This is a genomic window from [Bacillus] enclensis, assembly GCF_001456935.1.
Taxonomy (GTDB): Bacteria; Bacillota; Bacilli; order Bacillales; family Bacillaceae_B; genus Rossellomorea; species Rossellomorea enclensis.
In genome coordinates this window covers 577304-601258 of the sequence record NZ_KQ758483.1, presented here as the reverse complement: position 1 = coordinate 601258, position 23955 = coordinate 577304, and the positions used below count along the sequence as shown (strand labels likewise).

The 23955-nt window shown below is 43.4% G+C and carries 23 protein-coding genes; all 23 read right to left on the bottom strand.

The features are described from left to right. Positions 1-84 precede the first annotated feature (84 nt). The 23 genes from AS034_RS10665 to rimP all read right to left on the bottom strand — a co-directional run bounded on the left by AS034_RS10665 (position 85) and on the right by rimP (position 23813). Entirely contained in the window at positions 85-2439 is a 2355-nt protein-coding gene (locus AS034_RS10665) for a DNA translocase FtsK (protein WP_058298440.1), read from the bottom strand. A 177-nt stretch (positions 2440-2616) separates the two neighbouring features. Further along, positions 2617-2823 (bottom strand): YlzJ-like family protein, encoded by a 207-nt coding sequence (locus tag AS034_RS10660; RefSeq protein ID WP_032088779.1) that lies wholly within the window; start codon positions 2821-2823, stop codon positions 2617-2619. After that, complete coding sequence (locus AS034_RS10655) at positions 2820-3566, bottom strand: ClpP family protease (protein ID WP_032088825.1); 747 nt, start codon at positions 3564-3566, stop codon at positions 2820-2822. The genes AS034_RS10660 and AS034_RS10655 overlap by 4 nt, the downstream gene beginning before the upstream one ends. A gap of 179 nt (positions 3567-3745) precedes the next feature. Then, positions 3746-5413, bottom strand: a complete 1668-nt coding sequence (locus AS034_RS10650) for a ribonuclease J (RefSeq protein ID WP_058298439.1) — start codon at positions 5411-5413, stop codon at positions 3746-3748. A gap of 274 nt (positions 5414-5687) precedes the next feature. Continuing rightward, positions 5688-6557 (bottom strand): 4-hydroxy-tetrahydrodipicolinate synthase, encoded by an 870-nt coding sequence (dapA, locus tag AS034_RS10645; protein ID WP_272867402.1) that lies wholly within the window; start codon positions 6555-6557, stop codon positions 5688-5690. Between the two features lie 24 nt (positions 6558-6581). Beyond that, a complete protein-coding gene (dapG, locus tag AS034_RS10640; protein ID WP_058298438.1) occupies positions 6582-7820 on the bottom strand; it encodes an aspartate kinase in 1239 nt (412 codons plus the stop codon). Positions 7821-7910: 90 nt separating this feature from the next. After that, positions 7911-8957, bottom strand: coding sequence for an aspartate-semialdehyde dehydrogenase (asd, locus tag AS034_RS10635; RefSeq protein ID WP_032088782.1), 1047 nt, complete (start codon positions 8955-8957; stop codon positions 7911-7913). Positions 8958-9139: 182 nt separating this feature from the next. Beyond that, positions 9140-9733, bottom strand: a complete 594-nt coding sequence (locus AS034_RS10630; protein WP_032088783.1) for a dipicolinate synthase subunit B — start codon at positions 9731-9733, stop codon at positions 9140-9142. Then, positions 9730-10632 carry a dipicolinic acid synthetase subunit A gene (dpaA, locus tag AS034_RS10625; protein ID WP_058298437.1) on the bottom strand — a complete coding sequence of 301 codons (903 nt, stop codon included), beginning with the start codon at positions 10630-10632 and terminating at the stop codon, positions 9730-9732. Before dpaA ends, AS034_RS10630 begins: the two co-directional genes overlap by 4 nt. 547 nt (positions 10633-11179) lie before the next feature. Then, entirely contained in the window at positions 11180-11413 is a 234-nt protein-coding gene (locus AS034_RS10620) for a YlmC/YmxH family sporulation protein (protein ID WP_032088785.1), read from the bottom strand. Between the two features lie 119 nt (positions 11414-11532). Beyond that, on the bottom strand, positions 11533-12771 hold the full coding sequence (locus AS034_RS10615; RefSeq protein WP_058298436.1) for a M16 family metallopeptidase: 1239 nt from the start codon (positions 12769-12771) through the stop codon (positions 11533-11535). A gap of 16 nt (positions 12772-12787) precedes the next feature. Continuing rightward, positions 12788-13789, bottom strand: a complete 1002-nt coding sequence (locus tag AS034_RS10610) for a polysaccharide deacetylase family protein (RefSeq protein WP_058298435.1) — start codon at positions 13787-13789, stop codon at positions 12788-12790. Positions 13790-13916: 127 nt separating this feature from the next. Continuing rightward, positions 13917-16037, bottom strand: a complete 2121-nt coding sequence (pnp, locus tag AS034_RS10605; protein WP_032088788.1) for a polyribonucleotide nucleotidyltransferase — start codon at positions 16035-16037, stop codon at positions 13917-13919. A 270-nt stretch (positions 16038-16307) separates the two neighbouring features. Further along, entirely contained in the window at positions 16308-16577 is a 270-nt protein-coding gene (rpsO, locus tag AS034_RS10600) for a 30S ribosomal protein S15 (RefSeq protein WP_032088789.1), read from the bottom strand. Positions 16578-16712: 135 nt separating this feature from the next. Further along, positions 16713-17657: a bifunctional riboflavin kinase/FAD synthetase gene (gene ribF / locus AS034_RS10595; RefSeq protein WP_032088790.1), complete on the bottom strand. Its 945-nt coding sequence runs from the start codon at positions 17655-17657 to the stop codon at positions 16713-16715. An 18-nt stretch (positions 17658-17675) separates the two neighbouring features. Continuing rightward, a complete protein-coding gene (truB, locus tag AS034_RS10590; protein WP_058298434.1) occupies positions 17676-18584 on the bottom strand; it encodes a tRNA pseudouridine(55) synthase TruB in 909 nt (302 codons plus the stop codon). Between the two features lie 82 nt (positions 18585-18666). Beyond that, positions 18667-19038 carry a 30S ribosome-binding factor RbfA gene (gene rbfA / locus AS034_RS10585; RefSeq protein ID WP_032088792.1) on the bottom strand — a complete coding sequence of 124 codons (372 nt, stop codon included), beginning with the start codon at positions 19036-19038 and terminating at the stop codon, positions 18667-18669. A 54-nt stretch (positions 19039-19092) separates the two neighbouring features. After that, a complete protein-coding gene (locus AS034_RS10580; protein ID WP_058298433.1) occupies positions 19093-19371 on the bottom strand; it encodes a DUF503 domain-containing protein in 279 nt (92 codons plus the stop codon). Continuing rightward, entirely contained in the window at positions 19368-21560 is a 2193-nt protein-coding gene (infB, locus tag AS034_RS10575) for a translation initiation factor IF-2 (protein WP_058298432.1), read from the bottom strand. The genes AS034_RS10580 and infB overlap by 4 nt, the downstream gene beginning before the upstream one ends. 20 nt (positions 21561-21580) lie before the next feature. Then, a complete protein-coding gene (locus AS034_RS10570; protein ID WP_032088795.1) occupies positions 21581-21883 on the bottom strand; it encodes a YlxQ family RNA-binding protein in 303 nt (100 codons plus the stop codon). A 10-nt stretch (positions 21884-21893) separates the two neighbouring features. Continuing rightward, on the bottom strand, positions 21894-22160 hold the full coding sequence (gene rnpM / locus AS034_RS10565) for an RNase P modulator RnpM (protein WP_032088796.1): 267 nt from the start codon (positions 22158-22160) through the stop codon (positions 21894-21896). 12 nt (positions 22161-22172) lie between these two features. Further along, complete coding sequence (gene nusA / locus AS034_RS10560; RefSeq protein WP_032088797.1) at positions 22173-23306, bottom strand: transcription termination factor NusA; 1134 nt, start codon at positions 23304-23306, stop codon at positions 22173-22175. A 39-nt stretch (positions 23307-23345) separates the two neighbouring features. Then, positions 23346-23813, bottom strand: coding sequence for a ribosome maturation factor RimP (gene rimP, locus AS034_RS10555; protein ID WP_032088798.1), 468 nt, complete (start codon positions 23811-23813; stop codon positions 23346-23348). Positions 23814-23955 lie beyond the last annotated feature (142 nt).

Here is a 23955-nt window from a genome sequence, read left to right as displayed (position 1 = left end):
GACTATTATATGCGATTGCAGCACATCCTCATAAAAAAAGTGAAGCCTCCTTAAATCAAGGTAAGCTTCACTTTTCTTAAACTCTTATGCATTTTGTTCTTCAGATGGTTTGCCCACAAGCACGGTCCGAGGTTTGCTTCCTTCGTAAGGGCCGACTACCCCTCTTACTTCCATTTCGTCTATTAGGCGTGCAGCACGCGTATATCCGATCCTGAACCTGCGCTGCAGCAACGACACGGAGGCTGTTTGCATTTCCGCAATCAATTGTACGGCATCACTATACAACTCATCTTCCGCTTCACCGCTTCCAGAATCCTCAGGTATATCATCAGGAATCATTTCTTCCTGATATTGAGCTCTTTGCTGGGAAATCACGAAATCGACAATATCTTCCACTTCCTCATCCGACAGGAAGGCACCCTGTACCCTTGTCGGCTTGGAAGCACCTACAGGCATGAACAGCATATCTCCCCTGCCGAGTAACTTTTCTGCTCCCCCTGAGTCGAGTATGGTCCTGGAATCTGTCTGGGAAGATACCGCAAAAGCAATCCGTGAAGGGATATTCGCTTTGATAACACCCGTAATGACATCAACGGATGGTCTTTGTGTTGCGATGATTAAATGGATTCCCGCAGCACGCGCCATTTGGGCGAGACGGGTGATGGCATCCTCTACATCATTCGAAGCGACCATCATCAAATCTGCCAATTCATCCACAATTACAACAATATACGGCAGCAGCGGCTGTTTCTCTTCATTCTCCAGATTCTGCCTTTTTACATAGTCATTATAGCCTTCTATATTCCTAGTTCCTGTATGAGAAAACAATTCATAACGCCGTTCCATTTCACTGACCACTTTTTTCAGTGCCTGTGAAGCTTTCTTGGCGTCCGTTACCACTGGTGCCAGAAGATGCGGAACCCCGTTGTAAACATTCAATTCCACCATTTTCGGATCTATCATCATCAACTTCACTTCATGAGGCTTAGCCCGCATTAAAATGCTGGTTATGATTCCGTTGATGCAGACACTTTTACCACTGCCCGTTGCTCCCGCTACAAGCAAGTGAGGCATTTTATTGAGCTCTGCCAGCACAGCTTCCCCTGTAATGTCCCTGCCAAGACCTATCTGCAGTTTTGATTCCGGTTTATGATGCTGTTTAGACTCTAGCACTTCCCGAAGTGAAACCATGGCAACTTCAGAATTAGGAACTTCTATCCCGATCGCTGACTTACCTGGTATCGGTGCTTCTATCCGGATATCTTTAGCTGCCAGTGCCAGCGCAAGGTCATCACTCAGATTCACGATTCTGCTCACTTTAACACCTACATCCGGATGGACTTCATATTTAGTGACGGCCGGGCCCAGATGAACCTGGGTCACCTTCGCTTTTACACCGAAGCTTTGAAACGTTCTCTCAAGCTTTGCAGCATTTGCATGGATCAACTGATACTCATTGCTTTGATCCGTTTGCTTTGGACTTTTTAAAAGCGTCAAAGAAGGAAGTTTGTAATCTTTATTTTCCACTTCGGTGAACGTGATCGGCGGTGCAGAATCTGTTTCTTCTTCATTGCTGTTCTGCGGCTGGGCTTCCTTGGCCTTTTCGGATTGGTCTTCTTTCTCCTTCTCTGAAGGCATTCCGCCATATGCCCTTTCTGCAAAATTGGAAATGATCGGTTCGATTTTCTCCTCTTCTTCAAGATTAGCCGGGGGAACCGGTGCTTCTTGCTTTTTCGAATCGTTGTCTTCTTTTTGTTTGTTTTGTTTCTTCTCCGCCTTTTTATGATCTTTGGACTCTTTCCATTCGCTCATATCAGTCTTGAAAGCTGCCCATTGACCGCTTAAGAATTCACGAAAGCTCGACCCTGCCTTCCCTAATACTTCTCCCAGTGACTTGCCCGTCACGAGGATGATACCAATCAAGATGAATGTGGCACTGACGATCCTTGCCCCCTGAGAATCGAATAGGAAATACGAGACAGCAAATAAGATACTCCCGATCATTCCACCGCCAAGATCTGTTGTGCTGGTTTCTCCGTTTACATCCATCCAGTACAAATCCCATGTATTCATAATGACGCTCGGATTCTCAAACATCCCGTCATTGGAAAGGAGATCAAATAATTTCACATGACTTAATAGTAAAAAGCTGGCGACAATGATATAAAGTCCGAGTAATCGCCGGCTGAACAGTAGCGGAATCTCTCTTTTTATCATTAGAAAGCCTGCAATGTAGAGTACTAATAATAATGCGGCCATATACCATTCACCCAGGAAAAATCGAAAGAAATAGACGAATGCCTTCCCAACGGCCCCAAGCTCAATAATGGAGATCAAACTTAAGGCTATCAATGCCAGCCCGGTAATCTCGTATTTGATCGTTTTTTTCAGAGAATCAGTTTTTGAAGTGCGTTTCTTCCGTTTTTTTCGTTTTGCCAATATGTTTCACCTAAATTCTTTAAATTCTCTGTTGTTATGTAATTGAAGAAAGGGCCGATCACTTGGGGCAAATCATGTGCCTAAGGTGTCAGACCCTTCTCAATAAATGGATATAAGTTTACATCACAGATTCAACTTTATTATAGCATATCCAATATTTACAGAAAATCCTCTTTCTTAATTCGTGATAAATTCCCCCGGACATATTGAGCTGTTCATATAATGAGCGGGGTCACTGCTCATCACCCTGATGACCCGGTATTTATCTTCTACTTTTTGAACAAGCACAGGGACTCCCTGGTGTTCAACCATCATCTGTCCGCTGAAATCCGCTGCATCTGTTGGATATACCTGCTCATAAGGGACGGTTGTATATAGAATCATTGGATCAATCCTTCTTTTTCATCACTTTGTTTTTTGATTTCTATTAATTCATTGATTTTCCGGATGGCTGAACCAATGCCCCCGATTCCGTCAATCAACCCATATTCTACGGCATCATCCCCTACGACGTTTGTCCCGATATCCCGTGTGAGGTTCCCTTTTGCAAACATGAGATCCTTGAATGCTTCGTCTGAAATATTACTGTGTTTGGTCACAAAGCTGACGACACGCTCCTGCATTTTATCAAGATACTCAAACGTCTGGGGAACCCCGATGACAAGACCGGTCAGCCTCACTGGGTGGATGGTCATGGTTGCGGTACTCGCAATGTATGAAAAATCACAGGATACAGCAATCGGAACCCCTATGCTGTGCCCGCCGCCCAGTACAACGGATACTGTAGGTTTAGATAAAGACGCAATCATTTCAGATATGGCCAGGCCAGCTTCTACATCTCCTCCTACAGTATTAAGAATGACCACCAGACCTTCTATTTTCGGGTTTTGCTCAATCGCCACTAACTGAGGAATCACATGTTCATATTTCGTCGTTTTATTTTGCGGAGGCAGCTGCATATGACCTTCTATCTGTCCTACAATCGTTAAACAGTGAATATTGGAATCCTGAGAAAGCTGGGGTACATTCGTTTGGCCCAGCTGCTGGATTTTTTCCATCAAACCTGATGGCTTGCCTTTTCCATCATCGTCAGTTTTATTCGGCTGTGCCGGCTGCTCTTCGTTCATGTTCAACTGATTTTCGTTCATAATGACATCTCCTTTTTCAATTCCTTCTGTTGTTATTATTTTTATAAGAGCGCCATTTCATACTAGCTAACGTGGTACTCCCGATATTGAATACAGTCATAAATAAAAAAGCTGTCCGTTTGATACTAAGCGGACAGCTTTTTCGCATTTTATATAAATCATACTTCCATGATGATAGGAAGGATCATTGGGCGCCTTCTTGTTTTGTTGAATAGGAAGTAATTGAGCTGGTCCCGGATGTCCTGCTTGATAGCGGACCATTCGAAAGAGCCTTTTTGAAGATATGTCTGGACGACGTCGGTGACGATGCCCGAGGCACCTTCAATCAGTTCCTCCGATTCCCTTACGTATACAAATCCCCGAGAAATAATCTCAGGTCCAGCTACAATTGCTTTCGTCTTGCGGTTGATGGTCACCACCACAGTGAAAACACCGTCTTCGGAAAGAAGTTTTCGATCGCGGAGGACGATATTTCCAACATCCCCGACTCCGCTTCCATCAATGAGTACATTGCCTGCCTGCACCCTGCCGCTCATTTTCATTTTGCCATCTTTATACTCAAGAACATCACCTTTATCCAGGATGAAAATCTTTTTATATGGCAGCCCAATATCATGAGCAAGCTGAGAGTGTGCGACAAGCATTTTATATTCCCCTTGAATCGGTACAAAATGCTTCGGTTTCATGATATTAAGCATGAATTTTAAATCCTCTTGGCTGCCATGTCCGGAAACATGGACTTTCTTGTTTGCTGTAAGCACATCTGCACCGGCTTTGTATAACATGTTGATTGTCCGTCCGACAATCACTTCCATCCCTGGAGATGGTGTCGCTGTGATAAGTACAGTATCGCCGGATGTGATATTGACAAGCCGGTGGGATTTCTTTGCCATCCGCTGCAATGCTTCAAATGGCTCACCCTGGTTACCAGTGGCAACTATGACGATTTCATCATTAGGGTATTCTTCGATTTCATCGAGCGAAATCATAATTCCCTCACGGATGTGAAGGTATCCCAGCTTCAATGCAACATCATATACCCGCTTCAAGCTTTTGCCTACCACAGCCACTTTACGGTTGTTTTGCTCTGCTGCATCAAAGACCTGCTGGAGGCGGATCAAGTTTGATGCAAAGCATGCGACGATGATCCTGCCCTTTGCTGTACGGAATGTCTCAGTCAGCTGATTGGCGATGACCCCCTCAGATGTGGTATAACCAGGCCTTTCCGCCTCCGTACTATCCGATAGCAGACATAATACACCACTGTCCCCGATTGCCGCCATTTTCCCCAGGTCCGGTCTGTATAGGTGTTTCGCGGACTGATCGAACTTAAATTCTCCTGTATGTACAATGGCACCTTCAGATGTATGTATACACACTCCAACCGAGTCAGGGATGCTGTGGGTGGTTCTAAAGAAAGAAACCTGTACGCCATCAAAGTTCAACAGACTGTCAGTATGGACCGTGAAGAATTTCACATCTTCTGGCATCTTGGCGTCCTTTAATCTTGATTTGACCAATGCATTCGTCAATTTCGTCCCATATACCGGTGCTTTTATTTTACTTAATACATATGATATTGCACCGATGCTGTCTTCATGGCCATGTGTCAGGAAAATTCCTTTCACGCGATCCTTATTTTCAATCAAATACTGGATATCGGGAATGACGATATCGATTCCCAGCATTTCATTCTCAGGGAACATCAGTCCCGCATCGATGATGAAGATTTCATGGTCCACTTCCACTACGTACATATTCTTGCCGATTTCACCTACTCCGCCTAATGGGATTATGCGGATAGCCTCATTTTTTGTCTTACTCACAATTTGTGTCCTCCTATGCTGTGCTTCCCCGATCTATAATCAGTCAAATTCATTATACTTGATACCTTTTTTTAAGTACAACCAATTTTATCCTGTAAAGGAACGTAAAGGGTCTGCTACGTTCTGCTGAATGATATCGAAGCTTGCATCATTTTTCTACGTAACTATTTCGATACCGGAAGATCAAATCCTTTTTTTAATTATATATTTTTCCTTTTAATCAGTGCTTTTGATCAAATAAAAAAATGTGCAGGTTATCCCTGCACATTTTTGACTATATACTTTTGATCAATTGGCTGAGTTTTGTTCTTTCAGCTTCGGATAATGGAATGAGCGGAAGACGTACAGAACCGACATCCAGACCTTTCATTTGCAGTGCGGTTTTTACTGGTGTCGGGCTCGGGCTTGTGAACAAGCCTTTCATAATCGGCAGCAACTTTTGATGGGTTTTGGCTGCAGAGGCAATATTGCCTTCTACAAATTGATGGACCATTTCCTGCATCTGATTCCCGATGATGTGGGATGCAACTGAAACGATCCCGCTCCCGCCGATTGACAAGATTGGCAGAGTAAGGCCGTCATCACCGCTGTACAGTGCAAAGTCCTCCGGTGTATTAGAGATGATTTCCGTCATGGCATCTAAATCACCGCTTGCTTCTTTGACAGCTGTGATATTATCGATTTCTGACAATTTGATGATGGTTTCCGGCGCAATATTAACTGACGACCTGCCTGGTATATTATAGAGCATGACAGGCAGCGAGGTTGATCCTGCAATTAACTTGAAGTGCTGATATAACCCTTCCTGACTTGGCTTATTATAATAAGGGGCCACCAGCATGATGGCATCGACGCCTGCTTCTTCTGCTTTTTTTGTCAACTCAATCGATGCATGCGTATTATTGCTTCCCGTTCCAGCTACCACAGGGATCCTGCCATCGACGACTTTTACAACATGGCGGAATAAGGCAACCTTCTCTTCTTTTGTCAATGTTGGCGATTCCCCTGTTGTGCCAGCTACCACAAGGGAATCAGAGCCATTATCAATTAAATAATTTATCAGCTGGGTCGTTTTGATGAAATCTATATTTCCTTTATGATCAAACGGAGTGACCATTGCGGTAGAAACACGGCCAAAATTCAAGACTTACACTCCCCTTTACTAAATCTATCCTGCTTTAAATGTGCAATGTGCCTTCTCTAACTGAAACGTGTCATGGAGGGCATTCACCGCGCGGATTAATTCATTTTCCTTTACCAGTACCCAGATCGTCGTATGGCTGTCTGCGGATTGAAGTATACGGATTCCATTGTCGGACAGAGATGTCACGATAGCCGAAGTGACCCCCGGCACACCTGTCATCCCGGCGCCGACTACCGAAATCTTGGCACAGTTTTCTTCTATTGCGGGGTCATAACCTTTTTTCTTTAGGATCGCCACTGCTTTTCCGGCAAGAGTCGAAGCAACAGTATAAACGACTCCTCGGGGGGAAATGTTTATAAAATCAACGCTTATCCCCTCATTTGCCATTGCCTTGAATACTTCAGCCTGAAGGTTATACTGATCCTTTTTGGCGAATACTTTAATCTGGGTAAGTTGACTTACATGTGCAATACCCGTGACTGGGTGATTTCTGAATTCTTTGTGTGCCTTTGTATTTTCTGCAGTCGTCACCAGTGTGCCTTCACCCATCGAGTAGGTGGACCTTATCCGGATCGGAATATTTGAATTCATTGCAATCTCGACTGCCCTCGGGTGGATCACTTTCGCCCCCTGATAAGCCATATTACAAACTTCATTGTAGGAAACAACCGAAATCGGCCTGGCTTTTGCCGATATCCTCGGATCTGCAGTCATGACGCCTTCGACATCGGTAAAAATATCAATATACTCCGCTTTCAATGCAGCTCCAAGTGCAGAAGCAGAGGTATCGCTTCCTCCCCTGCCTATCGTGGTGATGTCCCCATCTTTTGTTGCCCCCTGAAAACCTGCAACGACCACAGCATCATGGTTTTCAAGTTCCTGGTATAAACGGCTGCATCTCATTTCAATGATTTTTGCTTTTGTAAAATCATTGTTTGTTACAAAGCCCGCCTGAGCCCCGGTTAATGCTGTGGACCGGATGCCCTCATCTAGCAGCATCGTGGAGAAAACCAGACTGGAGATAATTTCACCGCAGGATAACAGCAGGTCCTGTTCCCTTTTACTTACAAGGGCATGTGTGCCTCCGATCAAGGATAATAGGGAGTCTGTGGCATATGGTTCTCCCTTCCTTCCCATTGCAGAGACCACTACAACGACCTTATAACCCTTATCGATTGCTCCTTTAATATGAGCAAGAGCCTTTATCCGGCTTGCTTCATCCCGTACAGACGTCCCACCAAATTTTTGAACGATCACTTTCATGACTACACCTCATTGTCAATGTTCAAGAGGCATGAAGGCTGTGAATTGGCTGATAATAGGATACGAATAGTAGAAGGACGATCCTCTTATTTATTTCACTAATCCAAGTTTAACAAGGCTTTCAGCAATCTGTACAGAGTTCCATGCTGCGCCTTTCAATAAATTGTCTGAAACAATCCACATATGGAATCCATTGTCTTCGTCTAAATCCTTGCGAATCCTTCCTACAAAAACATCCGGCTTTCCTACCGCATAGGCAGGCATCGGGTAAACCTGTTCTTCAGGGATATCCTGAAGTGTCACGCCTGGTGCTTCTTGCAGCAGGGATTGCAATTCTTTCACTGAGACGGAATCCTTTTCTACTTCAATATATACACTTTCAGAGTGACCTGTTACAACAGGAAGTCTTACGCAAGTTGCAGATACTTTAAGTGAAGGCATATGCATGATCTTTTTAGTTTCATTGATCATTTTCATTTCTTCAAATGTAAATCCATTGTCTTGGAACATATCAATTTGAGGCACGGCATTGAACGCGATCTGGTAATGCTTCTTATCTCCTTTTACAGGCAATACAGATGGCTCAAATGAGTCTCCATTTAAGATTGCCTGGGATTGTTCATGCATTTCATCAATTGCGGCAGCCCCTGCTCCTGATACTGCCTGGTAAGTAGATACAATCACTTTTGTTAATCCATATTCTTTTCTGACGGGCTCAAGAGCAGCTACCATTTGGATTGTGGAGCAATTTGGATTCGCAATGATTCCTTTATGGAGTTTGATATCTTCTTCATTGACTTCAGGTACAACCAGCGGAACATCCGGGTCCATACGGTAAGCACTTGTATTGTCCACCACGATGGCACCGCGTTTTACAGCTTCAGGAGCAAGCAGCTTGGATACACTTCCCCCCGCACTGAATAAGGCAATATCAACTCCTTCGAAGCTTTCCGGTTTAGCTTCTTCCACCTTCCATTCTTTCCCTCTGAAAGTGACACTTGAGCCTGCCGAACGTGCCGAAGATAATAACGTCAGCTGTTTAATTGGAAAATCCCTTTTATCTAACGTATGAAGCATTTGTTGGCCGACAGCACCCGTCGCACCGACCACTGCTACATGAAAACCACTTGTATTCAAAACTCTTCTCTCCTTCCAGCCATTTATGTTCTCTCATAGTAGTACAAACAATTTAGTCGTTTACTATAATAAAGGTTATTTTAACATAAACAATTATTTGACAATAGTGGTTTTTTTGATGATTTATAAATCTGCATGAAAAGAAGGCCATCCAACCGGCAGATGATAGCCTTCGAATCAATTCAGTCTAAAAATTTTTCAATAATGACCGGCTGAAGTTGTTTTCCTTCTATAGCAGCCTCAATCGTTTCTTGGATGAGCGTCATTCTTGCAACCATTGACTTGGGTTTGTTTTCCGGTGCATCCTGGCCGAATGGTATAAAATAAATATCTTTAGTCGAGATCAACCTCATGAGATTTATACCATTCAATCCCAATGCATCATTTGTTGATATCCCCAATACGACAGGACGATGATTCCGCAGGGTGGCTTTTGCAGCCATAAGTACTGGCGAATCTGTCATGGCGTTCGCAAATTTACTCATTGAATTTCCAGTAAGCGGGGCGATCACCATGCAGTCCAAAGGTATCTTGGGTCCTAACGGTTCTGCTTTAACAATTGAATCGATCACCCTGTGCCCTGTGACATCTTCAATTCTCTTGATCCAGTCTTCCCCTTTTCCAAATCTCGTTTCAGTGTTCATTACCGTGGAGGTGACGATCGGCATCACTTCTGCCCCGTTATTAACCAGTCTTTCAATTTCCGGGAATACAGCATCATACGTACAATGTGAGCCTGTTAATCCAAATCCGATCCGCTTTCCTTTAATACTCAAGTTAAGCTCTCCTTTCCAGAATCAAAATCTTCTTCAAGAAGCTGTGCCAAAACATTAGCTAATATCTGACCGGCCGTTTTCGGGGCGACAATTCCAGGAAGTCCCGGAGCCAACAGCGCTTTTATCCCCCTTTTTTCCGCATAACGGAAGTCGGTCCCGCCCGGTTTGGATGCCAAATCAATGATAAGGGTGTGAGGAGGCATCTTTGCAATTACATTCGCTTTTATAATGGAGGTAGGAATGGTATTAATGCAGATATCACAGCTTTCCACTTCCTTAGTCAATTGGTCAAGATGGAATGCATCAAGCCCCATTTCCGTGATCCTGGCAAGATGTTCGCTTTTTCTTGCACCCACCTTTACTTTTGCTCCCAGATTACTGAATGTCCTGGCCACACTCATGCCCACTCTCCCAAGACCCAGAACCACAATGGAAGACCCATGTATTGTAAAATCGGTATGTTGAATAGCCATCATAATTGTTCCTTCCACAGTAGGAATTGAATTATAGATGGCAACATCGTCTCTCTCAAATAACTGAACCAGTTTACGGTTTGTTGATTTCATTACGTTATCCAAGTATTCATTGCTAATTCCTGAATAGATCGTGCAGTGCTCTGGCGTCTGGGATACGAGATCTTCACTGAGACAAATTTTCTCATTTGAAAAGATCGTATCGATTTCTCCTTGTAGATTCGTGCCGGGAACAGGTAAGATGATGGCATCCATTATGGAGAAATCTACCTCACCTAATTTTTCCTTCACTGCCCCTGTAAAGGCATGATCCAACTGTTCAAAACCAACCAGAGAAATCTTCGCATCCAGCTCTGTCAGCTTGCGAATGATCTCCAGCTGGCGAGCATCTCCGCCTAGAACTGCGATCTGCATTCCGGTCAACATCACTGCTTTCACCTTCTTTTAACATAATCGCTATTCTAAATCCCTTTTCACTTCAACAGTGTATGTTATGAACAACTAATGGGTGAAAAGAAAAGCGAAGGGGCTTTGCTCAGAGGCGGGTGGCATAAGGTGGACCGGCCACGAAGGCGTCCTTTGCCTTCTTGGACGGTTTGACTTATGACATGTGCCTCTAAGCCCAGTAGCTGGACAAAGAAAAGCGGAGGCGGCTTGCTTAGAGGCGAAAAGCATAAGTCAGGGCAGCCACAAAGGCGCTCTTTGCCTTTTTGGATGGCATGGCTTATGTCTCGAGCCTCTAGCCGCCGTAGCTGGACAATAAGAAAAGCGGAGGCGGCTTGCTCAGACCCGACAAGCATAAGATGAACGGTCCAGGAAGGCGCTCTTTGCCTTCCTGGACCGTTTAGCTTATGACCTCGAGGGACTAGCCGCCGCAGCTGGACAATACAAAAGCGGAGGCGGTTCCTCAGTGGCAATTTGCATAAAAAAAGAACGGGAATTATCCCCGTTCAGCGTTTCTTTCTATTTTCAATTAATCACTTGAAACTTCCAATATGATCATATCAGTACCAATTGTCCTGATCTGATGCCAGGGAACCCGGATTTCGCCTGATTGTTTCCTTGACCATTTACCCGTTGGTATGACAAGGGCATGGATCTGGCCCGATTTATCATCAAACTCTAAATCCGTGTGACCGAGCACGCCCAGTCTCTCGGCTTTCCGGTAATCCACGATTTCTTTTCCACTTAGCTCACTCAACCTCACTGAAATCAGTCCTTCCATTTTGCTCTGTAGTACAATGTATACATTGTCCAGTATATTTAGAAGGGGTTTCTGTCAATGGATATAAAAAAGCAGGCTTTCACCTGCTTTTTTTGATTATTTTATTTAATGTTCTTTGGGAGGCTTCCATCCGGACTGATCAGCGAAACGGCATAATCATCTGTAAAAATGTCTTTTGCAATCCGGTTGACCTTTTCCATTGTGACTCCATCGATTTCTTCCACAATTTCATCCAGGGTACGATGGCGTTTTAATAGTAATTCATTCTTCCCATTCCTGCTCATACGGCTGTTAGTGCTTTCAAGGCTCAGCATCAAGTTTCCTTTTAGCTGTTCCTTGCTGTTGGTGAGCTCTTTGGAAGTGATGCCTTCTGCCTTTAGATCTTCCAGGGTATGGTGGACCGTATCAAATAATTGGTCCAATTGATTTGCCCCGGTTCCTCCATAAATCGTTACCATTCCACTATCCTGGTAAGCGGAGTGATAGGAAAATACGGAATATGCCAATCCCCGCTGCTCCCTTACTTCCTGGAATAGACGGGATGACATGCTTCCTCCGACAATATTATTCAATACAATCAGATTATAAATATCACTGTGGCCGATTTGAAGGCCATCGAAGCCCAGGCATAGATGGGCTTGTTCAGTATCTTTCTTTCGTGCAAGCTTATTGTAGTGGAAAGATGGCTGGACCCTTTCGGCTGGACCCTTTCCGCCTTTATAGGAACCGAAAAGTTTTTCCACTTCTTTGATGAAGCTTTCATCCACATTACCTGCTACGGATACGACGACTTGCTCCGGTGTATACATATCATGCATATATTGCTTTAATTTTTCCTTATTAAACGTGCTCAGTGTGTCTTCCGTACCCAGAATCGGATAACCTAGCGGATGTTGTTCATAGATGGCTTTACTGAGAAGATCATGGACGATATCATCCGGAGTGTCTTCATACATCTTAATTTCCTCATAAACAACATTTTTCTCTTTGCCCATTTCCTCTTCATCGAAAGAAGAATTGAAAAACATGTCTGACAGCGTATGTAGGGCATATTCTGCATGGTTGTCAAGAACCTTGGCATAATAGCAGGTATATTCCTTAGAGGTAAATGCGTTTACTTGTCCGCCGATGCTGTCGAATGATTCTGCGATTTCTCTGGCAGACTTGTTTTTTGTTCCTTTGAAGAACATATGCTCAAGAAAATGGGAGATCCCATTATTATCGGGTACTTCATTACGTGAACCTGCACCGATCCAAACACCGATTGCAACGGATCGGACAGTAGGGATTTCCTCTAATACGATTCTTAGTCCATTTTGGCAAGTATGTTTCTTTATCAAAAAGTGTTCCTCCTATTCATGATGCAGAGAATGATGAGCTCGATGAATGATCGATATTTTCAATGATTCTTTCTTCTTTGAATAAACTTGAGATCGTACCAAGCCGCAGCTCCCTGTCTTTAATCTGTACAATCAAGCTGTTAAGAGAGTTTGCGGTTGAAGCGGTCGGGTGCATAAGGATGATGGCCCCCTTATGCAGCTTGGACATAACACGATTGATAAGGACATCCGGCTGAGGTTTTTGCCAGTCGATTGTATCAACACTCCACATAATCGTGCGCATATCCATATTGTGAGCGATTTTCACCACTTCATCCCTATAACTTCCGCTCGGCGGTGCAAACCATTTCACCTTTTTCCCGGTAGTCACTTCAATGATCTCATTTGTTTTCTTCAATTCTGACATTACTTTCGATGTCTCAAGAGTCTCCATATTGGGATGGGAATAAGAATGATTTCCTATCTCATGTCCTGCATCTACGATCATTTTTGCTAATTCCGGGTTATTCTTAACCCATCTGCCTTCTAGAAAAAAGGTAGCATAAACGTGATGTTTTTTCAAAGTTGCGAGCATATCTGGAATAAATTCATTGCCCCATGCCACATTTATGATAAAAGATACCATCGGTTTATCAGGATTTCCCCTGTAGACTGGAGACGGAGGTAAATCAGATAAATGGGTTTCCGGAGATATTTGCTCATATACAAGCTTTTCAGTTGAAAAGCCCCGTTCCTTTTTCATATTTTGCAATGATTTCTCCACATCTACCTTTACCCCGTTATAACCAGGAGTGGCCTTCCAGACAGTGTCAATCTTTGCGTCTTGTGCAGGAAAGCTCTTTGTTTTCGCTGCTTCTTTTATTTTCTTGGATAATTCTTCTGTACTGCTGCCGCTTACCGCTGCAGATTCATGTTTCAAGCTGAGTACATACTGATCTGATAATGGATTATCTACTGCCAATAATGTCAGAATAGCAATTACACAAATCCCAATCAAGTATTTTTTTCCCACCGTCATCCACCTTCCTTCATTTTAACATATGAAAAATAAGGACAAGGTAGAACGTGGTTTGAACTGCATAGAAAAAGGCTGCCTGTCGAGAGATTGTTCTCCAACAGGACAGCCTGTCTATCATCGGGATCAGTTATGCTTGATTTTGCTCTTCTTTTTCGCGTTGTTCCTTCAGAACTGCTTTTCTCGATAAGTTGACTCTTCCCTGGTTGTCCACATCAAGGACTTTAACTAGGATTTCATCTCCGATCGATAGAACATCTTCAACTTTTCTGATACGCTCTTCAGCGATTTCAGAAATATGGACCAGCCCGTCTTTTCCTGCAAAGATCTCTACGAAAGCTCCGAATTTTTCAATTCGTTTCACTTTACCAAGATACATTTGGCCAGCTTCCACTTCTCTTACGATATCTTCAATCGTTTTCTTCGCAACCTTGTTCATTTCTTCATCAGTAGAAGAGATGAAGATGGTACCATCTTGTTCGATATCGATCTTGACACCAGTATCATCAATGATTTTATTGATTTGCTTACCGCTTGGACCAATAACATCACGGATTTTATCCGGGTTGATGTGCATTGTAAGGATCTTTGGAGCATATTGAGAAAGCGACGATCTTGATTCGCTTAATGTTGCAAGCATGCTGTCAAGGATCTGCATTCTGCCCGCTTTTGCCTGTTGAAGTGCTTCTTCAAGGATTTCCCTTGAAAGTCCCTCAATCTTAATATCCATCTGGAGTGCTGTAACCCCTTTTGATGTACCTGCTACCTTGAAGTCCATATCCCCAAGGAAATCTTCCATACCTTGAATGTCAGTCAGAATGGAATAATGTTCCCCTGACTTTACAAGTCCCATTGCGATACCTGCTACAGGTGCTTTGATCGGCACCCCAGCATCCATCATGGCAAGCGTACTTGCACAGATACTCGCTTGTGAAGTGGACCCGTTGGATTCCAGTACTTCAGAAACGAGTCTGACAGTGTAAGGGAAATCCTTTTCATTTGGGATAACAGGCTCAAGAGCACGCTCACCGAGAGCACCGTGACCGATTTCGCGGCGGCCTGGTCCTCTGATCGGACCGGTTTCCCCTACACTGAACTGAGGGAAATTATAATGGTGCATGAATCGCTTGGATTCTTCAATCCCCAAACCATCCAGTATTTGGACATCCCCAAGGGCACCTAATGTACAAATGCTGAGTGCCTGTGTTTGTCCGCGTGTGAACAGGCCGGATCCGTGCGTTCTTGGCAGAAGGCCGACTTCTGAAGATAGCGGACGGATTTCATCTACTTTACGGCCATCAGGGCGTACTTTCTCTTCAGTGATCAGGCGGCGCACTTCATTTTTAACAAGCTTGTCCAGAATCTTTTTTACTTGTTTCAATGTGTCGTCGTCAGCATCCTTTTCTTCGAAAGAAGCCATGACATTTTTTTTGACAGAGGAAATCGCTTCTTCACGTGCATGTTTCTCCTGAACCTGGATGGCTGGGATCAATTCCTCTTCACATAGTGAACGAACTTCTTTTTCAATTTCTTGATCAAGTTCGAAAAGCTCGATTTTCAGTTTTTCCTTACCGACTTTAGCAACAATCTCTTCCTGGAATGAGACTAATCGTTTAATTTCTTCATGACCGAACATGATTGCTTCAAGCATTGTTTCCTCAGGGACTTCATCTGCCCCTGCTTCAACCATATTGATCGCATCTTTAGTACCCGCAACCGAAAGATGGATTTCACTCTTTTCGAGCTGCTCTACAGATGGATTAATGATGAATTCGCCATCGATCAGTCCGACGATCACACCCGCAATTGGTCCTTCGAATGGGATATCGGATACTGAGAGTGCCAGTGAAGACCCGAACATAGCCGCCATTTCAGACGAACAATTTTGATCCACACTCATGACCATACTGATGACTTGTACTTCGTTTCGGAATCCGTCTGCAAAAAGTGGACGGATAGGACGGTCGATTAAACGGCTGGCCAGGATGGCTTTTTCACTTGGTCGTCCTTCACGTTTGATAAAACCACCCGGAATTTTACCGACCGCATATAATCTTTCTTCATAGTTGACTGTCAACGGGAAGAAATCAAGCGGCTTCGGCTCCTTGGATGCAGTTGCACTGCTCAGTACTGCAGTATCTCCATAGCGTACCAATACTGCTCCATTGGCTTGTTTAGCCAATTGGCCCACTTCCACCGTCAATTCTCTTCCAGCCCAGTCGATGGAAAAAGTTTGTTTAGTTTGTTCCATAAAGTGTACCCCTCTCTTTATACATCACTTAAAGGGTGTCGGTTTAACCTTACCCATAATAAATAAATACAGTAATCTATATCATGCACTAAAGTGCTGTTATATTCAATTCTCATTATTATGTATTGTAGACAAATTGACGTTATATGAACACTTTTGAAATAAAATCTTTGATTGCCTTACTTAAAAAGTAATGGAGAATCATACAAAGATTTCCACTTATTAAAACTAAAGAAAAAGCGGGAAATATTCCCGCTTCCTTGTGTCTGATTATCGACGTAAACCTAGTTTGTTAATTAACTCACGGTAGCGTTGTACATCTTTCTTACGCAGGTAAGATAAAAGATTACGACGGTGACCTACCATTTTAAGAAGACCGCGACGAGAGTGGTGGTCTTTCTTGTGAACGCGCAAGTGATCGTTCAGATTGTTAATTTCTTCTGTTAGGACAGCAATTTGAACTTCTGGAGATCCAGTATCGTTCTCATGTGTTTTGTATTCACTGATAAGTTCGTTTTTACGCTCTTTAGTGATAGCCATCCTTTTCACCTCCTAATGATTTCTTTCAAATCCCCTGTTACCGAGCATACGTTGGTGATTCGTGATGCCAAGCAAAGGTTCATTTCATACGCTATTTAGAATACTACTTTTTTCTACAAAAATCAAGGGATAACATCAAATTCCCGAAAAGTACGTAATAGCCGTATCTTTGTCCCTCTGAATTTGTGAGATCAACTCGTCAATTCCCGAGAATTTCTGTTCGTCACGTATTCTTTCAAACCACTCGATATATACCTCTTCGCCGTAAATGGAAGAATTGAACTCAAACAAATGCACTTCAATTGATAAAGAATAGTCATCAGGATTTTTGAACGTCGGCTTGAAACCAATGTTGCACACGCCATCATACCATTGGTTATGGATTTTCATACGGACAGCATACACCCCGTTTTTCGGTAATAAATAAGGGTGTGTCAATTCAATATTCGCTGTAGGGAAGCCTATTTTACGCCCGCGTTTGTCTCCATGAATGACGGTGCCCTTCATTCTGTAAGGTCTGTCCAAAAGCGTGGTTACCTTCGAGACATTGCCTTCTTTCAAATGATTCCTGATTAAAGTTGAACTGATCTTATCCTCTTCTTCCGTAAGCTTTGGAACGGTGATGGAAGTAAATCTTTCCCGGGAATGAAAAGGCAGTGTTTCCATCGTGCCCTTTCCCATCCGTCCATAAGAATAATCAAAACCAGCCACTACTTGGCGGACATTTAAATTGATGATGTATTGATCGACAAATTCCTGAGGAAGCAGGGACGCAAACTCAGAAGTGAAACGTACAACAAACAGATAGTCCACCCCTAAGTTGCTTATGATTTCCTTTTTGTCTTCAAGCGGAGTAATGAAATGGATATGTTTATGCTTATGCCCGAGCACCACAGAAGGATGGGGATCAAATGTCATCACAGCACTATGTAAATGTTGATCTCCAGCCGATTGAACGGCCGTTTTGATAACCCTCTGATGGCCTTTATGAATCCCGTCAAAATATCCGAGTGCAAGGACCATCGGTGGAAAATCTTCTTTTTTAAACGAATGAGGATGATGTACGGTTATTATCTTCACAGTATTTCACCTTTTTCACTAATCGTTGAATAATACTTTCACCGGCTTAATTACCCCGGGTTTCTCAGGGTGGCGCCGATAGATGGCAATGGCACGGTCAAGATGAACCATCACCACTTCGGTAATACCGGGCCAGTTCCCGGGTTCTTCTAAGCGGGCACCGTTCTTAACTTTCTCTGCTAATGTATCACTAATTTCCATTTTCGGCAAATGGGAAAGTCCCGATTCCAAGGGACTCAGAAGCTCTTCAGCCCGATTTCCCTCAGCATATTCCTCCACCTGTTCTAAAGTAAAACAGTCGTCTTGTGAGAGACCTGCTGAACTTGTACGTGTGAGCGCTGACATATGAGCGGGATAGCCGAGCTGCTTTCCTATTTCTACAGCAAGGGTCCTTACATAAGTCCCTTTACTGCATGACACTTTAAATGAGAAACATGGATTCTCCCCTTCCAATTCTGTCCAGTCACCAATAAGCAGCAATTCGTGAATATGTACCTTCCTTGATGGACGTTCCACTTCAATCCCCTGTCGGGCATATTCATAGAGTCTTTTGCCATTCACTTTAACTGCTGAATACATCGGGGGTGTTTGAGTGATCTCACCTGTCAAGCCGTTTAATATCTCTTGCACCCTTTCTCTGTCTATCGGTTGTTCTACAGTCTTGGTTTCAACGACTTCTCCCCAGGCGTCTTCGGTCGTTGTGGAGGAGCCCAGTGTCACTTCTCCTTCGTACGTCTTCCCTGCTGCTGTAATATATTCAGCTATTTTTGTGGCCCTGCCGATGCAAATCGGCAGTACACCTGAAACTTCAGGATCCAATGTCCCGGTATGGCCAACTTTCTTAGTCCTCAGTATTTTCCTCAATTTAAACACACAATCATGCGAAGTCATGCCCCTTGGTTTCCATAATGGCAAGATCCCGTTCATCTTCTTATCCTCCATTCTTACTGAAATTCAAAAAAGACTGACCCACACGAAATTCATTCCCGCGTGAATCAGCCCTCTTTGCTTACTCGTCTTTATTCTGTGAATCTTCATCCGGTTCATCTTGCACTTTGCGAAGAAGCGTTTCAATATGATTACCGTATTCAATCGATTCATCAAACTCAAAGATTATCTCAGGTGTTTTGCGGAGGCGGACCCTCTGTCCAACTTCAGAACGGATGAATCCTTTTGCCTTCGCGAGACCCTTTAAGGTATTTTCTCTTTGGTCTTCTCCACCAAGGACAGTAATATATACTTTTGCCTGTTGAAGATCACCTGATACCTGTACATCGGTAACAGTCACAAATCCTATACGCGGGTCTTTAATCTTTCTTCCGATAATATCGCTGAGCTCTTTCTTCATTTGCTCGCCAACTCGATTCGCACGATGGCTCATCAATATCACCCCATATTTCTGTCATTAATGTGTGTTGAATCGCGGGCATGACTCTTACAGCAATTCCCAAGTCGTATCGGTTCTTTCCCATTCGGGAAAAGAATCAATGAACTTCAATGCATTTTCTATTTCTTTTTCACTCGATGCTTTCGAGGAAGCGACAGTGACAATGGCTATCCTTGTCCTTTGCCACACTTCCTGATGATCGATTTCTGAAACAGATACATTATATTTCTGTTTTAAGCGAGTGAGGACTCTTTGTAAAACAGCTCTCTTCTCTTTAAGGGAGTGAGAATCATGAATCATGCACTCACATTCAACATAAGTGATCATTTACGAGTGATTTCCTCCATGACATAAGCTTCGATTACATCGCCTTCTTTAACGTCGTTGAAGTTTTTAATCGTAATACCACATTCATAGCCTCTCGCAACTTCTTTCGCATCATCCTTGAATCGTTTTAGAGCATCAAGTTCACCTTCAAAGATCACGACGCCGTCACGGATCAGACGGACACCGGAGTCACGGGAGATTTTACCCTCTGTTACATAGCTTCCCGCAATAGTTCCGACTTTAGACACTTTGAACGTTTGACGGACCTCTGCCTGACCGATGATTTTTTCTTCATATTCCGGATCAAGCATACCCTTCATTGCTGATTCAATTTCTTCCATCACTTTATAAATGATGCGGTGTAAGCGGATTTCCACACCTTCAGCTTCAGCAGCACGTTTCGCGTTGACATCCGGACGCACATTGAATCCGATGACAATTGCATTGGAAGCGGAAGCAAGAGTGATGTCAGATTCATTAATCGCCCCGACACCAGTGTGGATGATGTTGATCTTGACACCTTCAACTTCAATTTTTAATAATGAAGCAGCCAAAGCTTCCACTGAACCTTGAACATCAGCTTTAAGGACCAGGTTGAGATCCTTCATTTCGCCTTGTTTCATTTGTTCGAAAAGGTTTTCGAGACTTACTTTGGATTTTTCTCCGCGCTGTGCCTGCAGGGCCTGTGAAGCACGTGATTCACCTACGGAACGGGCTGTTTTCTCATCCTCAAATACTACAAATCGGTCCCCTGCTTGAGGTACATCATTAAGACCTGTAATTTCAACAGGAGTCGATGGGCCGACTTTCTTCACACGGCGTCCAAGATCATTGACCATTGCACGCACGCGTCCGAAGGTGTTCCCTACTACAATCGGATCACCAATTTTAAGTGTACCGTTTTGAACTAATAAGGTAGCTACAGAGCCGCGACCCTTATCAAGCTGCGCTTCGATGACTGTACCGTTTGCAAGGCGGTCAGGGTTCGCTTTCAACTCTTCTACTTCACTTACGAGGACGATCATCTCAAGAAGGTTATCAATCCCTTCCCCGGAAAGAGCAGACAGTGGAACGAATATGGTGTCGCCTCCCCATGCTTCCGGTACAAGCTCATACTCTGTGAGTTCCTGCATCACTCTATCAGGGTTTGCTGCTTCCTTGTCCATCTTATTCACGGCAATGATAATCGGTACTTCAGCAGCCTTGGCATGGTTGATTGCTTCAACCGTCTGCGGCATGACACCATCATCAGCTGCAACGACGATGATCGCGATATCCGTTACTTGAGCACCGCGTGCACGCATTGTAGTGAAGGCAGCATGTCCTGGAGTGTCAAGGAATGTGATTTTCTTGCCTTCGACTTCTACCTGATAGGCACCGATATGCTGAGTGATTCCGCCGGCTTCGCCTGCTGTCACTTTAGTATTACGGATGGAATCAAGCAGAGTCGTTTTACCATGATCGACGTGACCCATGATGGTTACGACTGAAGGGCGTTCCTGTAATTCTGCTTCCTCATCTTCAGTGAAATATACACCGAGGTCGGTTGTGTCGATTTTGATTTCTTCTTCAACCTCTACTCCATATTCACCTGCAATCAACTCGATTGAATCCTTATCCAATTCTTGGTTGATTGTCGCCATGACACCAAGCATGAAAAGTTTCTTGATGATTTCTGACGGCTCTTTGTGAAGTTTTTTAGCAAGTTCGGCAACCGTCAAGGATTCAGAGAATGTAATCTTGGAAGGAAGCTCTTTCTTTTTGGCAGGCTGCTGTTGCTGAGGTGCCTGCTTGAAGTTTTTATTCGGTTTGTTATTTCTGTTATTTTTATTATTTCTCTTATTGTTGTTATTGTTATTATTATTGAAAGCTTTTTTCTCCTTCGATTGAGACTGCTGACCATTCTTCTTTCCATCGCGGTTATTCGGTGCAGAATTCACCTTACCTTTGGAAGAGGAATTATTTTCTTTGGCAGTGTTCTGTTTTTGGTTTGAATTATTCTGAGCCGGTTTATTACCCTGCTCTTTAGAATTACTTGAAAACATTGAATCTAACTTTTTCACGGTGTCGTCTTCTATTGTTGCCATATGGTTTGATACCTCAATATTTAATTGCTTTAATTTTGAAATAACATCTTTGCTTGAAACATTATATTTTTTTGCATATTCGTAAACTCGCGTCTTGCTCATATGTTCACCCCCATTGAGATTCAATCGAGCATATCAGATAATTTACCGGCAAAACCTGCATCGGATAATGCCACAACTACCCTGGCTTCTTTGCCGATGGAATGACCGAGGATATACCTGTCCTCTACAAACTTAACAGGCACATGGTAAGACTTGCATTTATCCATGACCTTCTTCTGAGTGTTTGCGGAAGCATCTTTTGAGAGCAGTACAAGCTTCGCCCGGCCGCTCCTTACTTCCTTGATCACCAATTCTTCACCGGAAATAATCTTCCGTGCCCGATTTGCCAACCCTAAAAGTGACATCCAACGATCTTGTTTCATACGCTAAACGTTACTCCTTCTCTACAAGACTTATCAATTCATCATAAACGGAATCGTCTATCTTTGCTTGTAATTGATTGGCTAAAGTGTTTTTCTTCTTTGCCTGTAAAATAACTTCTTTGTCCTTGGAGAGGTAAGCACCGCGTCCCGATTTCTTACCTGTGGGATCGACCGATATCTCTCCTTCTTTCGATCGGACAATTCTTATCATATCTTTTTTAGGTTTCATTTCCCCTGTTGCAACACATTTGCGCAATGGTATCTTTTTGCTGCCCATGCTTTTCACCTCTTACTCTTGATCATCAAAATCAATATTCAAAGGTTCGTTATCATACTCTTCTTCTTCATCCTGTGGAAGAAAAGCTTCCTCACGAGGATAGAGTCCGAGTTCGCGTGCATCGGTTTCACTTTTGATATCAATCTTCCAGTTTGTCAATTTTGCAGCCAGCCGAGCATTCTGTCCGCGTTTTCCGATTGCTAGAGACAGCTGATAATCGGGTACGACCACTCTTGTTGCTTTTTCTTCTTCATTCACTTGGACGTCCAGCACTTTGGATGGACTCAGTGCATTTGCAACAAAAGTCACCGGATCTTCAGACCAGTGTACAATATCAATTTTTTCACCTTTTAATTCATTTACGATAGCCTGCACGCGGGCGCCCTTCGTTCCCACACACGCTCCTACCGGATCAATCTCCGAATTTTCAGCATGAACGGAAATTTTCGATCTGTCACCTGCTTCGCGGGCCACCGATTTAATTTCTACGGTACCGTCAAAGATTTCAGGAACTTCAATCTCAAACAGGCGTTTCAATAATCCTGGGTGTGTTCGGGAAACAAAGATTTGAGGACCTTTTGTCGTTTTCTCGACTTTGGTGATATATACTTTGATCCTGTCATGCGGTTTATAAGTTTCATTGGGCATCTGTTCACTTACAGGGAGCAGGGCTTCAATCTTGCCAAGCGCCACATAAATGAATCTGTTGTCCTGACGCTGGACGATACCGGTCATGATATCTTCTTCGCGATCAACGAATTCTGAGTAAATGATCCCGCGTTCTGCTTCCCTTACACGTTGTGTGACAACCTGCTTTGCTGTCTGGGCCGCGATGCGCCCGAAATCTTTAGGTGTAACCTCAAGTTCGACTACATCACCGACTTCATAGCTCGGATTGATCTCAGCCGCGTCTTCTACAGAAATTTCAAGACGAGAATCAAAAACCTCATCAACTACTTCCTTGCGGGCGAATACCCGCATTGTGCCCGTATCCAGGTTCAAATCTACGCGGACATTCTGTGCCTGATTGAAGTTTCGTTTGTAAGCTGACACCAAAGCGGCTTCGATTGCTTCAATGATCACATCTCTTGCGATGCCTTTTTCTTTCTCTAAAACAGTTAGAGCATCTAATAACTGAGTGCTCATGTTTGTGTAATCCCCCTTTATAATACGGTTGTATCCTAATTAGAATGTAACAGCCAATCTTGCAATCGCAATCTTGTCTGATGGGATTTCAACCTTCTTTTTACGAGTTTTGATGGTGACTTCCAATGATAATTGCTCAGAAGAATAGGAAAGTAATGTCCCTTCAAACGCTTTTTCTCCATTGATCGGTTCATATGTTTTGACGTAAACATTCTTACCGACAGCTTTTTGAAAGTCCTTTTCATTCTTTAAAGGACGCTCCGCTCCTGGAGAAGATACTTCCAAGAAGTAATTATGTGGAATTGGATCGATTTCATCCAGTTTCTCACTTAGTCGTTCGCTGACCAAACCGCATTCTTCAATGTCCACACCGGAATCCTTGTCGATAAAAACACGAAGGAACCAATTGGAACCTTCTTTGACGTATTCCATGTCAATGAGTTCAAGTGACATGTCATCAAGGATGGGTGTAACAAGTTCTTCTACTAGTGTAATAATTTTGCTCATACTTACCTCCTGGTCTATATGAAAATCTTGCACCAAGACTAGAAATAATCCTTAAAAAACCCATGTAATAACGAAAGAGTGGGGTGCGACCCCACTCTTCTGCTTAGAGCTATCTTTAGTATTTCCACTAAAAATATACCAT

What these genes read in the sequence shown, in the direction of transcription:
- AS034_RS10660 (WP_032088779.1), bottom strand. Translation starts at nt 2,823, where the DNA reads ATGATTCTATATACAACCGTCCCTTATGAGCAGGTATATCCAACAGAT.
- AS034_RS10655 (WP_032088825.1), bottom strand. Translation starts at nt 3,566, where the DNA reads ATGAACGAAGAGCAGCCGGCACAGCCGAATAAAACTGACGATGATGGA.
- dapG (WP_058298438.1), bottom strand. Translation starts at nt 7,820, where the DNA reads ATGAAAGTGATCGTTCAAAAATTTGGTGGGACGTCTGTACGGGATGAA.
- dpaA (WP_058298437.1), bottom strand. Translation starts at nt 10,632, where the DNA reads ATGTTGACCGGAATGCAGATCGCAGTTCTAGGCGGAGATGCTCGCCAG.
- AS034_RS10610 (WP_058298435.1), bottom strand. Translation starts at nt 13,789, where the DNA reads ATGACGGTGGGAAAAAAATACTTGATTGGGATTTGTGTAATTGCTATT.
- pnp (WP_032088788.1), bottom strand. Translation starts at nt 16,037, where the DNA reads ATGGAACAAACTAAACAAACTTTTTCCATCGACTGGGCTGGAAGAGAA.
- rpsO (WP_032088789.1), bottom strand. Translation starts at nt 16,577, where the DNA reads ATGGCTATCACTAAAGAGCGTAAAAACGAACTTATCAGTGAATACAAA.
- truB (WP_058298434.1), bottom strand. Translation starts at nt 18,584, where the DNA reads ATGAACGGGATCTTGCCATTATGGAAACCAAGGGGCATGACTTCGCAT.
- rbfA (WP_032088792.1), bottom strand. Translation starts at nt 19,038, where the DNA reads ATGAGCCATCGTGCGAATCGAGTTGGCGAGCAAATGAAGAAAGAGCTC.
- AS034_RS10580 (WP_058298433.1), bottom strand. Translation starts at nt 19,371, where the DNA reads ATGATCACTTATGTTGAATGTGAGTGCATGATTCATGATTCTCACTCC.
- infB (WP_058298432.1), bottom strand. Translation starts at nt 21,560, where the DNA reads ATGAGCAAGACGCGAGTTTACGAATATGCAAAAAAATATAATGTTTCA.
- AS034_RS10570 (WP_032088795.1), bottom strand. Translation starts at nt 21,883, where the DNA reads ATGAAACAAGATCGTTGGATGTCACTTTTAGGGTTGGCAAATCGGGCA.
- rnpM (WP_032088796.1), bottom strand. Translation starts at nt 22,160, where the DNA reads ATGGGCAGCAAAAAGATACCATTGCGCAAATGTGTTGCAACAGGGGAA.
- nusA (WP_032088797.1), bottom strand. Translation starts at nt 23,306, where the DNA reads ATGAGCACTCAGTTATTAGATGCTCTAACTGTTTTAGAGAAAGAAAAA.
- rimP (WP_032088798.1), bottom strand. Translation starts at nt 23,813, where the DNA reads ATGAGCAAAATTATTACACTAGTAGAAGAACTTGTTACACCCATCCTT.